This is a genomic window from Actinoplanes couchii (genome assembly GCF_016862075.1).
Classification (GTDB): Bacteria; Actinomycetota; Actinomycetes; order Mycobacteriales; family Micromonosporaceae; genus Actinoplanes; species Actinoplanes couchii.
In genome coordinates this window covers 63,677-75,608 of the sequence record NZ_BOMG01000056.1, presented here as the reverse complement: position 1 = coordinate 75,608, position 11,932 = coordinate 63,677, and the positions used below count along the sequence as shown (strand labels likewise).

Sequence of the window (11,932 nt, the reverse complement as noted above, 5' to 3'; positions counted from 1 at the left end):
CCGGAAGATCAAGCGGGGTCACCGGCAGGGGCTGTGGACAACCGTTCCCCGGCGTGCCGGTCGGCGCGTGCCAGCGGGCCCCGCGGCAGAGCGGCGACCACGGCCCCGAGCAGCAGCACCCCGGCCGCGAAGAGGAACGACCAGGGCAGACCACCGGGCTGGTCGACGATCACCCCGGCGATCGCGCCACCGGCGGCGTTACCGGCGACCGAGACGGTGATCAGCCAGGTGTACGCCTCGTTCATCATGCCGTCCGGCGCGATCCGCCCGACCAGGTTGTTCTCCACGGTCAACGCCGGCGCGATGGCGGCACCACCGAAGACCAGAGCGACACCCAGCCAGTACGGGTCCGGCATCAGCGCCAGCACCACGAAGCTCGCCGACACCGCGGCCAGCAGCCACGCGAACTGCCGGTACAGGGCCATCACCGGCCGCCGCGTGCCGAACCAGATCCCACCGACGGCGCTGCCGAAGCCCCAGATCCCGAGCAGCACACCGCCGAGCGATTCACCACCACCATGCATTGCGGCGTACGCCGGAGCGATCACGCCCGCCGACCCGAACCCGACCCCGAGGGCGCCGGCACACACCAGCAGCACCGGGAATCCCGCCGCCCGCAGCGGGCCCAGCCCCTTGGCGGCGGCGATCGTGTCCACAGTGCCCCGATGCCGCATCACCGGAAGGCGGGCCACCCAGGCGGTGCCGACCAGGGTGGCCACCGCCGCACTGATCAGGGCGGCCGCCGGATCGCCGGTGAGCACCATGAACGCCGCCACCAGCATCGGGCCGAGCACGAACACCAGCTCGAACAGCGACGTCTCGGCGGCCATCGCGGCGGGCCGCAGATCATGGTGGCCGGTGCCCGGCGCGGTCATGTCGGTCCAGGCGCGGCGGATCGCCGCTGTCGACGGCGGGTACGTCGCGCCGGCCATCGCGGTGGCCACGAACATCCACCCCAGGGCGTCCGCTCCGCCCCGGCTGGCCAGCAGCAGACCGGCCAGCGCCAGCGGGTGCAGAACGGCCGTGGCCAGCAGGATCGGCCCGGCGCCGATCCGGTCGGCGAGCCGCCCGGCGAACGGGCTGACCGCGGCGCCGGACAGGGCGAAGAGGCCGCCCGCGAGACCCGCCGACGCGTACCGCCCGGTGGTCTGTTCGACAAGCAGCAGCAGGGCCAGCGGCGTCATGCCGATGCCGAGCCGGGCGATGATCCCGACCGGGAACAGGACCTTGGCGCCGGGTAGCTGCCACACCCGGAGGTATTGACGCAATGCGGTCACGGGCTGGCCTCCGGCGTAGCTGGGTGAATCCGAGGCTATTGCCGGAGGCCGATTAACACACCCGAAATATGGCCGGGGTCACCAGCGCCTGCTTCTGGTGGTGCTGGGGGTCACCAACGTCCTCGGCCGGTCAGTGCGGCATGCTCCCGCAGCCGCCGCACCCGCTCCTGCATCGGCGGGTGGGTGGAGAACATCGCGGCGATCCCACCACCGGCGAACGGGTTGGCGATCATCAGGTGGGCGGCACTGGTCAGCTGTCCCTCGGCCGGCAGCGGCGCCCGCGACGCTCCATGGTGGATCTTCTCCAGGGCACTGGCCAGCGCCAGCGGATCCCCGGTCAGCGTGGCTCCGGAGGCGTCCGCCTGGAACTCCCGGTTCCGGCTGATCGCCAGCTGGATGATCGACGCGGCCAGCGGCCCCAGGATCATCATCAGCAGCAGCCCCACCGGGTTCGGGCTGTCTTCGTCGTCCGACCCCAGGAACGGCAGGAAGAACGCCAGGTTCGCGAGCATCGTCACGATGCCGGCCAGACCCGCCGCCACGCTGGAGATCAGGATGTCGCGGTTGTAGACGTGCGACAGCTCGTGCCCGATGACCGCCCGCATCTCGCGCGGCTCCAGCAGGTTCAGAATCCCGGTGGTCACCGCCACCGCGGCGTTCTCCGGGTTACGCCCGGTGGCGAACGCGTTCGGTTGCATCGTCGGCGACACGTAGATCCGGGGCATCGGCTGCCCCGCCGTCACGGCCAGCTCCCGCACCATCCGGTAGATCCCCGGCAGCTCCGCCTCGGTGACCGGCCGGGCACCCATCGCCCGCAACGCGATCCGGTCCGAGTAGAAGTAGCTGACGGCGTTGGTGACCAGCGACACGATCACGGCGAGAACCAGGCCGGCGCTGCCACCCAGCCAGTAACCCACCGCCAGGATCAGCCCGGTGAGCACCCCCAGCAGAGCGGCTGTCTTGAGCCCGTTGTGATGACTGGACACGGTTCACTCCTTCGTTCGCGGGCTCGTGACCCGCACTCCAGAGAACATCCGGCGCCTTCGTGTTCATCCATGTACCCGCTGTGACTTCGCTGTGCGGATCACCGGTCCCGCTGGGATAAGGTTCGGACGTGCCCGCCCCGTTGACCTGCGTCTCGTTGTTCTCCGGCGGCATGGGGCTCGATCTGGGCATCGAGGCGGCCGGCTTCGACCTGCGCTTCGCTGCCGACAACATGCCCGCGGCCGCCGGGACGGCCCGGATCAACCGCCCGGACCTGCCGTTCTACACCGGAGACGTGAGCGGATTGACCGCCGACACGGTCTTCGCGATGTCCGGGCTGGGGAAGGGCGGGATCGACCTGCTGGCCGGCGGCCCACCATGCCAGAGTTTCAGTACGGCCGGGAAGAGGCTGGGCCTGGCCGACGCCGCGAAGGGCCCGCTGGTCTTCGAGTACGTGCGCCTGATCCGCGAGCTGCGCCCCAGAGCCTTCGTCATGGAGAACGTCAAGGGCCTGCTGTCGGCGTCCACGGTCTGGCGCGAACTGCCGTACAACAACAACGGCAAAATCATCGACGAGCACCACGGTTCCCTGTTCCGGGACCTGTGGGCACGCCTGACAGAAATCGGTTACAGCGTCGGCTACCGCCAGATCAACGCCGCGGATTTCGGAGTCCCCCAGACCCGCCAGCGAGTGTTCCTGATCGGCTACCGGGACAGGACCCCCGTGACGTTCCCACCCCCCACCCACGGAGCCGCCCCGAACCCGTCATGGCGCACGCTGGCCGACGCTTTCCAGGACTTGGGCGCCGACGACTCCCATTGCGCGGCTTTCAGCGAGCGAAAGCTCAGGTATCTGAAGATGATCCCGGAGGGCGGCAATTGGCGCGCCCTGCCCGAGGACATCCAGAGGGAGTCGATGGGCCGCGCGTTTTACGCGAAGGGCGGCCGCTCGGGTTATTGGCGCAGGCTCTCATTCCGGCTCCCGGCCCCCACCATCCTGACCGAACCGAACAACGCCAGCACGTCCCTGTGCCACCCCACGGAGGACCGCCCTCTGACGGTCCGGGAGTGCGCCCGAATCCAGACGTTCCCCGACAGTTGGCTCTTCAACGGCCGAGGAGCCGACCAGTACCGACTGGTAGGAAACGCAGTCCCGGTCCGCTTGGCCACATCCTTGGCCACCCACGTCCGCCACACCTTGACCGCCACGCCCACCAGGCCACTCACCAGAACGGCGTAGGACAGCCCGCCCAGCCCCAGAACGAGAACGGCCCCGGCTCAGCGTTTCCGCTGCTAACCGGGACCGTTCTTCCAGGTCTTGAGGGTGGCGTTGGCGCGTTCGCCGGTGGCTCGGATCCGGGCCTGGGCCCGGTTGACCTTCTTTTGACAGGCGGAGAGTTTCGGCCGGTAGCGGTGTCGTTTGAACGGTGTCCGGATGGTGCCTCGGGCACCTTGGTAGGCCTTGGCGGCGAACGTCATCACGTTCACACTGGGCAAGGCCTCGATGATGGCGTGGGTGCGGGCGGCGGTCAGGTCGTGGACGGCGCCGGGCAGAGCTGCTGATGCCCAGATGAGCCGGCCTGCTGCGTCGGCTATGACCTGGACGTTCACGCCGTGGCGGCGGTGTTTGCCGGAGTAGTAGGGCTTCTGATCGGCGACCCGGTCGATCGGGATCAGGGTGCCGTCGAGGATCACGTAGGCGAGCAGCTGGATCCTGGTCATCGCCGCATCGAGGTCGTCGGCGGTGGCGGCGAGCAGGTCGATGGCCTCGCGGACGTACCGCCACGCGGTGGTCACGCCGATCTCGAAACCGCAGGCAAGGCGGGTCAAGGTGTCGCCGTTACGCAAGTGCGCCAGGGCGAGCAGGGCTTGCCGGCTGGGGTCGAGGCGCCGCCACCGGGACCTGCGCCGGCTGCGGTGGGCCCGAATGAGGCTGGCGAGGTGGTTCAGGCTGCGAGTGGACAACGGAATCGCGGCAGGGTAAGACAGCACAGCGAGGCTCCCGGTCGGGGCATCGGATCTTGGTCGACTGCTGTCTTACCGGGAGCATCGTCCTATGTCGACACCGGCCTGCCACGCCTCCCGTGACCTGCACGGTCACGATGAAAAAGGCTCATTGACTACCGCAGTCCATAATCTATAGGCTTGCATCACTGTTTATTTTCCGAGGGGACAGGTTTTGAAGCAAGCGTTCAAGATGGTCGTCGCCAGCTCGGCCATGGTGATGGTTTTTACACTGGTCGGGCCGGTGCAGGCACAAGCTGCGGCCAGCCAGTGTCCGGCATCAACGTTTAACGGTAGTCTTTGCCGGTGGTCGGGCGCCAACTATACGGGCAACTTCTACGCATTTGGCACCGATGGCAACTGGAATGGTTCCTGCCGCCCCATCGCGAATAATCCGGTGTCGATCCTGAACCGGTCGCTGTTCGGATTCGCGTTCTACAGCGGCGCGAATTGCACGGGAACGTCGCGGGTCGTCCACAATGGGGCGCGAGATGCGGGTCTCGGATTCTTCGCGAAAAGCTATCGCGATCTGGGTGTCTTGGGTTAGTCCAGACGCCCTCATAGTTAGCTAGTGCCTCGTAATGCAACCTTGACGAGTAGTCTGGTCGGCGGGTCTTGGGTTCGGCCTTGTATCCGGTTCTAGGGTGGATTCGCTGGTCGTGCCAGCGGATGTAGTCACCGATCGCCGTATCTTGCTCGGCGTGGGTGCGGTGGTCGGCACCGCTGGCTTGGCACCAGGCCCGGACCCTAGTACTCCAGCAGGAGCTCATTTCTGAGCTGCTGTGATGGTGTGGGTTTGTCTGTGGACAGCAAACAGCCACTGCTGAGCTCGATGGTTGTGTGACCCCCGAGATCGGCAGTGGCTGCCGCTGCAGAGTAGTAGAACGTTGGCAGGCGGGGTATAGGATTCGAACCTCTTAGCATTCACGACGATTGCAGTACGCGTGACACTCGCCTTGGCCTGCGCGGATGGCCGGTTCTGGCCTGCGCAGGCGACCCGCAATGTCGAACTTGTCCAGTCATGTCCCGTCAGTTGGTCACCCGGTTTGTATCTCCGATACCCAAGGTGGCAATGCGGGAGTGCCTATACATAGATCTCGGCTGTCGAGTCCTCATCCCCACCGGCGGACGGCAGCGTAATACGCCTGAGCATATTTGCGGCATGTCGAGCCGATGGCCAATCGGTGCCGGGCGCATACAGCGTACATATCGTTCTTGAAGTTACCGTCGATCCGGAGCCGATTTTCCTGACTGAAACGTGTTTGTCGCTTATAGTTCCGGTATCCGAAGTCGTGGCGGACGCATGCGTATCCGAAGTAGAACCCGCCCGGTCGATCGCCGTGTCCTCCCGGAACGCTGCAACCGTTGTCGGTCCAATCAAGATAGGTGCCGTCGGCGGCCCGAGCCTTGGCAGCCATGAAATCTGCCATGGGTGTGGGAAAAGCAATTTTTCGGTGATGCTCCAGATGTAACCGCGAGGGCCCGGGGGAGGATCCGCGTATGCACTGGTTGGAGCCGAAACTGCTATCACGAGGCCCGAGATTAGAACCCCACTACGCTTGACCATATTCGACAGCGAAGTGTGGGACCTGGTTGGACTGTTCATGAATCCTCCGCTCGGTTCTTCAATGAAAGTTGGCCACTGCAACTCACGCGACTTTTGGAGAAGCATCCGAGGGTACGACGCACGCAGTCAAAGGCGATCACCCGATTGGGGGCAAGTGTGGCTGTTCGCTGGGGAGATCTGGCAATCGAACGGCATGGCCTCAATCGTCGAGCTCGAACGCGACGCGGCCGGTGCCTGCTTTTCTACTGCTGTGCAGTCGTCGCCGATTGCAAGCCCGGTCCGGCGGTCGGCTGTTTTTACGCGGCGCGGTCCCGGCGGCCGCTACGTGCAACTACAAATCAACCCGTACCGAGCAACTCCTACGACAAGGCTCGGAGCGACGCCTGCGAGGATGTCCTCGCGCCTGCGCAACATCGATCCCCGCTGGCCAGCCGATGATCTGCTGCACGCTGCTTTATCGCTCTGGCCGAACGCGGGTGTCCCGGCGACCCAGGTCGCTGAGTTGGTGAGGCGCCGCGTTCACGTCCTCATGCGGGTGTGTTCGAAGTGTAAGTGCATCCATGGCCAATGTGAGGCGTCGTGCCGGAGGGTTGAGGTCGACCTCGGCACAGTGACGACGCCCGACCGGAACGCCACCTGATCGCCGACACGTATACGACACGACCAGCGAGATCGAGCGGTCCTGACTGAGACTCAGTGGGACCAACGAGAACGGCCCCGGTTCAGCGTTTCCGCTGGTAACCGGGGCCGTTCTGCCTGCCTGTGGCGGGTAGAGGATTCGAACCTCTGTAGCTTTCGCGACGGATTTACAGTCCGCTCCCATTGGCCGCTCGGGCAACCCGCCTGGGCAACTGCCGTGGTCTCCCGCGGCAGCGGACATAAGAATAGCCGTAGCGTCCGCCGCATCAACAACCGGGTACGGTCGGCATGTCGCGGGCCCGTAAGTGCCCGCTGTAGAGCATCGACAAGCATCCAGCCGCAGGAGTCTGACATGGCAGCCAACCCGTCGTTCGACATCGTGAGCAAGGTCGACCGGCAGGAGGTCGACAACGCGTTCAACCAGGCGGAGAAGGAGCTCGGTTCCCGGTTCGACTTCCGGGGGACCGGGACGACTCTCGCCAAATCGGGTGAGGCCTTCACGATCACCTCGGAGACGGAGGAGCGGGCGACGGCCGCTCTCGACGTCTTCAAGGAGAAGTTGGTGAAGCGCAACATCTCGCTGAAGTCGCTGGACGCCGGCGAGCCCCGCCAGTCCGGCAAGACCTGGAAGATCGACCTGAAGGTGGTCGAGGGCATCGAGACCGAGAAGGCGAAGGCGATCAGCAAGAAGATCCGGGACGAGGGCCCGAAGGGTCTGCAGGCCCAGATCCAGGGTGACCAGCTCCGGGTGACCGGTAAGAAGCGTGACGACCTCCAGGCGGTCATCGCGCTGCTGAAGCAGGAGGACTTCGGCGTCGCCCTGCAGTTCACCAACTACCGCTGAGTTGAGCCGACCGCCACCCGAAGCCGGCGGCAAAAGAAGAGCCCCAAAGCCGGTGACAGAAGAGATCACTGACAAAAGTGGTGGCGGTCGGATACCCATGGGGCTTCCAATGACGGCATGACCGATGCCGTCCTCTCGTTCGCCCTGCTCGGGGCGCTGCTGACGATCACCCCGGGCCTGGACACCGCCCTGGTCCTCCGGGCCGCGATCACCATGGGCCGCGGCCCGGCATTCGCGACGGCGCTGGGCATCAACGCGGGCGCCCTGGCGTGGGGCGCGGCGGCAGCGGTCGGAGCGTCGGCTCTGCTGGCGGCGTCCGAGGTCGGTTACACGGGCCTCCGGCTGGCCGGCGCCGCGTACATGATCTTCCTGGGTTTCCGGATGGTCCGTGCCGCGTTGCGGAAAAGCGGTGACATCGACGAGGTCGCGGAGACCCCGGCCGGCGCGACGTTCTGGAGCACGTTCGGCCGGGGTCTGCTGACGAATCTGCTGAACCCGAAGGTGGGCGCCTTCTATCTGGCGGTGATCCCGCAGTTCATCCCGCCGGATGCCGACCCGCTCACCACCGGCCTGCTGCTGGCCCTGGTGCACGACGTCGAGGGCCTGCTCTTCTTCACGGTGATCATCCTGGGCGCGCAGGCCGCGAGGGGTTTCCTGGCCCGCCGCGCGGTCCGGCGCGCCGTGGACGTGGGCACCGGCACCGTGCTACTCGGTTTCGGCGTCCGCCTGGGGTTGTCGAGCAACTGAGGACCGCTGGTGTGATTCCCAGGCGGCCTGTTTGGTGGTGCCCAAAGCGGTTCCGATCTGGGTCCACGACGCCCCGGCGGAGCGTGCCGACCGGATCATGGCCTGCCGCCCGTACCCCGCCTTGCGAATGATGACCTCGCTGAGCGCGAGCATCTCCAGCGTCTCGGTGAGGGAGAGGGCCGGCTCGTCGTCGGGGTCCATCGCGGCCAGGGCGTCCCGCATCCGCAGGGCGTCGTATCGCTGGGTCGCGGTGGTGAGCGTGTGCCGCCGCTCGAACTCGTCCGGAGAGGTCACGCCGAGCAGTGTTTCGTCAGGCTCTCCTGACGTCAAGAAACCCTGACGACCAGGTGCGAATTAGTCTCACTCTTCATCCTAAATCGACCATAAAGCCGTCAATTCTTCAAGAGGGGGATGGGGTTCCTGCTCAACCGTTCGGCCAGGATTTGCCGGAGCGTCGTCACGACCCGCCGATGAACGCTCCCTGTCGTACAACTGGTGTGGCACCATCATGTGACCCCCCAACCTGATGTGAGTCCCCGTCTAGAGGAGCGAGCTATGTCTGCGAAGAAACTGGGCCGCTTTGCCGGCCTGGTCTTGGCGCTTGCGGTCGTTTTCGGTGGTGTGTCCATCGGGGCGACAACCACGGAGAGCAGCACTGCTTCGGCGCGCTTGACCTCGTCGCTGGATTGGAACTGAGTCCGCGTCCCGCTGAGAGGCCGGAGCGGCCGATCGGCTAGAGAGGGAACTCGATGGTCGACCGGCCCCGGGCACGACACGGTGGTTCCCAACGTTCCTGGCTGATCACTTACCCGCTGGGAATCTTTGCAGTCATCTGTTCGGTGGCCTTCTGGATCGCCGATCCCGATTGGTACCACTCCTGGCCTCTCGGAGTGGTCTTCTTCGTCATTCTTCTGGGCTCCTACCGGGCCAGCCTGAGCATCGTCATCTGGCGGAGCAACTTCTCCGTCGGCCTGACCGAGATTCCTTTGCTGCTGGCGCTCTACTACCTGCCACCGATGATGGTGGTGGTGTCGGTGAGCAGCGCCAGCCTGGTTCACCACCTGTGGTTGCGATATCCGGCGACCAAGCTCTCCTTCAACGTCGCCAAGTCCGCGGCCGGCGACTGTGCCGCGATCCTGCTGATCCTCGCGTTCCCCGCGATCACCGACGTCGGCCCCGGAACCTGGGCCATCCTCGCCGCGGCCGTGCTGGTGACGTTCTTCGTCGAGCTGTTCAGCCTCGCCGGGGTGATCAGCCTGGTGCAGAGCCTGCGGGCCGGCCGGGACGTGCTCCGCGACGGGTTCGCCTCGATCGTGGTCACCGGCATCACCATCGTGATCAGCCTGATCTTCCTGGTGGCGCTGGAGTCGACCCCCTGGTCCGCGATCCTGCTGGCGATCCTGATCGTCGCGCTCGGCATGATCCTCCAGTCGTACTCCGAATTCTTCCGCCGGCACCAGACGCTCGCCGACGTGTACGAGCTCACCCAGGCGATAAGGGACGAGGGCGGCCGCAGCGGTCTGCCGGACGTACTGCTCGGCCGGGTGCGGGCGCTGATGCAGTCGGAGTACGCGACGCTCTGGCTCTCCCCGCAGGGCCGCCACCCGGAGGTGCTGCTCACCGCCCGGGTCGAGCACAAGGGCCTGCTCGACATCGGCGCCACCCCGGATGACGTACGCCGGCAGGCCGTCGAGTCCGGGACCGCGCTCGGTGTCGGCTCCCGGTTCCCGGAGACCGAGAGTCTCCGCGCCAGCCTGCGGGAGACCAAGGTCAAGGACGTCATCGTGATCCCGCTGCGCTCGGGCCGGACCACCATCGGGACGCTCGAGGTGGTCAACCGGCTCGGGCAGAACCGCAGCTTCCGCGAGACCGACGTGCAGGTGCTGGAGACCGTCGCCGCCCACGCCGCGGTCGCGGTGGAGAACTCGCGCCTGGTCGACCGGCTGCGCTACGACGCATACCACGACCGTCTGACCGGTTTGCCGAACCGCCGCCGGGTGATCGACGCCCTGGCCGAGTCGGTGAAGGTGCGCGCCGAGGACGAGGTCGTCGCGATCATGCTCTTCGACGTCGACGGCCAGCGGAACGTCAACGAGTCGATGGGCCACGCCGCCGGCGACAAGCTGCTGGTCGAGACCGCCGACCGGATCCGTGACATCGCCGACCCGGGCGCGCTGGTCGGCCGGATCGGTGGCGACGAGTTCGTGGTCACCCTGCGCGCCCCGAGCATCGACGCGACGATCGAGATCGCCACCCGGATGCGGGAGCGGCTGCGCGGCCCGATGGCGGTGGGCTCGCTCACCCTGGACGTGAACACCGCGGTCGGCGTCTCGGTCTACCCCGATCACGGCAGCGACCCGGAGTCCCTGCTGCAGCGGGCCGAGCTGGCCGCGAACGCCGCGAAGGTCCTGCCCTACGGCGTGCAGCCGTTCCACCCGGCGCTGGAGTCCCGCGCGGTCCGCCGATTAGGCATCGCCGCCGACCTGCGCCGGGCCCTCGACAACGATCAGCTGGAGGTCTACTTCCAGCCCAAGGTGACCCTCGCCGACCGGCACGTGGTGGGTGTGGAGTGCCTGGCCCGCTGGGTGCATCCGGCGCACGGCGAGGTGGCCGCGGAGGACTTCGTGGCGGTCGCCGAGCACACCGGGCAGCTGGCCCGCCTCACCGAGGTGGTGCTGGTGGCCGGCCTGCGGCGGTGCAAGGCGTGGGCGGCGGCCGAGCGGCCGCTGGACATCGCCGTCAACCTTTCCGCTCGTACGCTGCTCGACTCCCGTTTCCCGGAACTGGTCCGTGACCTGCTGGTGGAGCACGCCGTCGACCCCGCGCAGGTGACCTTCGAGATCTCCGAACCGGGCATGCTCAACGACATCGAGCGGGTCCTGCCGTCCCTCTACCGGCTTCGGGACCTGGGTGTCCGCCTGAGCGTCGACGACTTCGGCACCGGCGCCTCCTCGCTGGCGTACCTGCGGCAGTGGCCGGTGCACGAGGTCAAGATCGACGACAGTTTCGTGCAGGGCATGGCGACCGACTCCGGTGATCTGGCGATCGTCCGGGCGGTGATCGGTCTCTCCCGCGAGTTCGGCCTGAAGGTGGTGGCCGAGGGGGTGGAGAGCGAGCTCACGCTGGAGTTGCTCGAGGAGATGGGCTGCGAGATCGGTCAGGGATACCTGTTCAGCCGGCCGCTGCCGTCCGAGCGCCTGGAGGCCTGGCTGAGCGCCCAGACCGAGCCGGAGTCCACTCCGACCGGCGAGGTCAGAAGGCTCCGAGCAGTGATCTGACCTGGGATTTAACGGGAAGGGGGGTACTGATTTCACCCCCGACCGGTGGCCGTGTAGTCTTATCCACGCAGCAAGCGAGAGATCGCAAGCGGCAAGCCCCCTTAGCTCAGTCGGCAGAGCGTCTCCATGGTAAGGAGAAGGTCTACGGTTCGATTCCGTAAGGGGGCTCTACCGGGTTCGTTCCGCCTTGCCTGGCGCTGGACATGTGAGCCTGGCTCGGCGGTGTAGCTCAGATGGCAGAGCAAGCGGCTCATAATCGCTGTGTCGCCGGTTCAAGTCCGGCCACCGCTACTTTCTCCTCAGTGATTCCCCACCCGGGGACCCACTTTGCCTGCGGCGGGCCCAGCGTATAAGCTGGTTCGCTGTCAGTTAGAACTCGTTAGCAGGAAGGCACCCCGCGGTGGCCAAGTCGACCGACGTCCGTCCGAAGATCACCTTGGCGTGCACGGAGTGCAAGGACCGGAACTACATCACCAAGAAGAACCGGCGCAACGACCCCGACCGGGTTGAGCTGAAGAAGTTCTGCCCCCGCGACGGGAAGCACACCCTGCACCGCGAGACTCGCTGAGCGCTCGCAGCCAACAGCTTTCCT

At 66.4% G+C, this 11,932-nt stretch carries 11 protein-coding genes, 3 tRNA genes and 1 pseudogene; 9 read left to right on the top strand and 6 right to left on the bottom strand.

Annotated elements, in window-relative coordinates; genetic code table 11:
- Positions 1-8: 8 nt before the first annotated feature.
- Together Aco03nite_RS22785 and htpX are read right to left on the bottom strand one after the other, a co-directional pair.
- Complete coding sequence (locus Aco03nite_RS22785; RefSeq protein ID WP_203797632.1) at positions 9-1,277, bottom strand: MFS transporter; 1,269 nt, start codon at positions 1,275-1,277, stop codon at positions 9-11.
- 110 nt (positions 1,278-1,387) lie between these two features.
- A complete protein-coding gene (gene htpX, locus Aco03nite_RS22780) occupies positions 1,388-2,263 on the bottom strand; it encodes a zinc metalloprotease HtpX (RefSeq protein ID WP_203797630.1) in 876 nt (291 codons plus the stop codon).
- A 128-nt stretch (positions 2,264-2,391) separates the two neighbouring features.
- On the opposite strand from htpX, the gene Aco03nite_RS22775 reads away from it, so the two are divergent.
- Positions 2,392-3,501 (top strand): DNA cytosine methyltransferase, encoded by a 1,110-nt coding sequence (locus Aco03nite_RS22775; protein ID WP_203797628.1) that lies wholly within the window; start codon positions 2,392-2,394, stop codon positions 3,499-3,501.
- Positions 3,502-3,569: 68 nt separating this feature from the next.
- Here Aco03nite_RS22775 and Aco03nite_RS22770 read toward each other — a convergent pair.
- A pseudogene (locus Aco03nite_RS22770) lies at positions 3,570-4,253 on the bottom strand (transposase family protein); the annotation flags it as partial.
- 187 nt (positions 4,254-4,440) lie between these two features.
- Between Aco03nite_RS22770 and Aco03nite_RS22765 the strand changes: the two are divergent.
- A complete protein-coding gene (locus tag Aco03nite_RS22765; RefSeq protein ID WP_203797626.1) occupies positions 4,441-4,812 on the top strand; it encodes a peptidase inhibitor family I36 protein in 372 nt (123 codons plus the stop codon).
- 565 nt (positions 4,813-5,377) lie between these two features.
- On the opposite strand, the gene Aco03nite_RS54745 is transcribed toward Aco03nite_RS22765, so the two are convergent.
- Together Aco03nite_RS54745 and Aco03nite_RS22755 are read right to left on the bottom strand one after the other, a co-directional pair.
- Complete coding sequence (locus Aco03nite_RS54745; protein ID WP_373872630.1) at positions 5,378-5,713, bottom strand: phospholipase; 336 nt, start codon at positions 5,711-5,713, stop codon at positions 5,378-5,380.
- 882 nt (positions 5,714-6,595) lie between these two features.
- Positions 6,596-6,676, bottom strand: a tRNA-Tyr gene (locus Aco03nite_RS22755).
- A 147-nt stretch (positions 6,677-6,823) separates the two neighbouring features.
- Here Aco03nite_RS22755 and Aco03nite_RS22750 point away from each other — a divergent pair.
- Positions 6,824-7,315 carry a YajQ family cyclic di-GMP-binding protein gene (locus Aco03nite_RS22750; protein ID WP_203797622.1) on the top strand — a complete coding sequence of 164 codons (492 nt, stop codon included), beginning with the start codon at positions 6,824-6,826 and terminating at the stop codon, positions 7,313-7,315.
- 117 nt (positions 7,316-7,432) lie between these two features.
- Entirely contained in the window at positions 7,433-8,062 is a 630-nt protein-coding gene (locus Aco03nite_RS22745; protein WP_203797621.1) for a LysE family translocator, read from the top strand.
- Here the strand turns inward: Aco03nite_RS22745 and Aco03nite_RS22740 are convergent.
- Positions 8,021-8,356: a hypothetical protein gene (locus tag Aco03nite_RS22740; RefSeq protein ID WP_203797620.1), complete on the bottom strand. Its 336-nt coding sequence runs from the start codon at positions 8,354-8,356 to the stop codon at positions 8,021-8,023. The two genes, Aco03nite_RS22745 and Aco03nite_RS22740, sit on opposite strands and share 42 nt — an antisense overlap.
- Before the next feature lie 261 nt (positions 8,357-8,617).
- On the opposite strand from Aco03nite_RS22740, the gene Aco03nite_RS22735 reads away from it, so the two are divergent.
- The 5 genes from Aco03nite_RS22735 (at position 8,618) to rpmG (ending at position 11,908) form a co-directional block, all read left to right on the top strand.
- The gene (locus Aco03nite_RS22735; protein WP_203797619.1) at positions 8,618-8,758 is read left to right on the top strand and encodes a hypothetical protein; all 141 of its coding nucleotides are present in this window, start codon (positions 8,618-8,620) and stop codon (positions 8,756-8,758) included.
- A gap of 53 nt (positions 8,759-8,811) precedes the next feature.
- Complete coding sequence (locus tag Aco03nite_RS22730) at positions 8,812-11,340, top strand: putative bifunctional diguanylate cyclase/phosphodiesterase (RefSeq protein ID WP_203797618.1); 2,529 nt, start codon at positions 8,812-8,814, stop codon at positions 11,338-11,340.
- A gap of 95 nt (positions 11,341-11,435) precedes the next feature.
- Positions 11,436-11,508: transfer RNA gene (locus Aco03nite_RS22725), tRNA-Thr, on the top strand.
- Between the two features lie 50 nt (positions 11,509-11,558).
- Positions 11,559-11,631 (top strand) — tRNA-Met (locus Aco03nite_RS22720).
- Positions 11,632-11,740: 109 nt separating this feature from the next.
- The gene (gene rpmG, locus Aco03nite_RS22715; RefSeq protein WP_092548861.1) at positions 11,741-11,908 is read left to right on the top strand and encodes a 50S ribosomal protein L33; all 168 of its coding nucleotides are present in this window, start codon (positions 11,741-11,743) and stop codon (positions 11,906-11,908) included.
- The last annotated feature ends 24 nt before the right edge of the window (positions 11,909-11,932 follow it).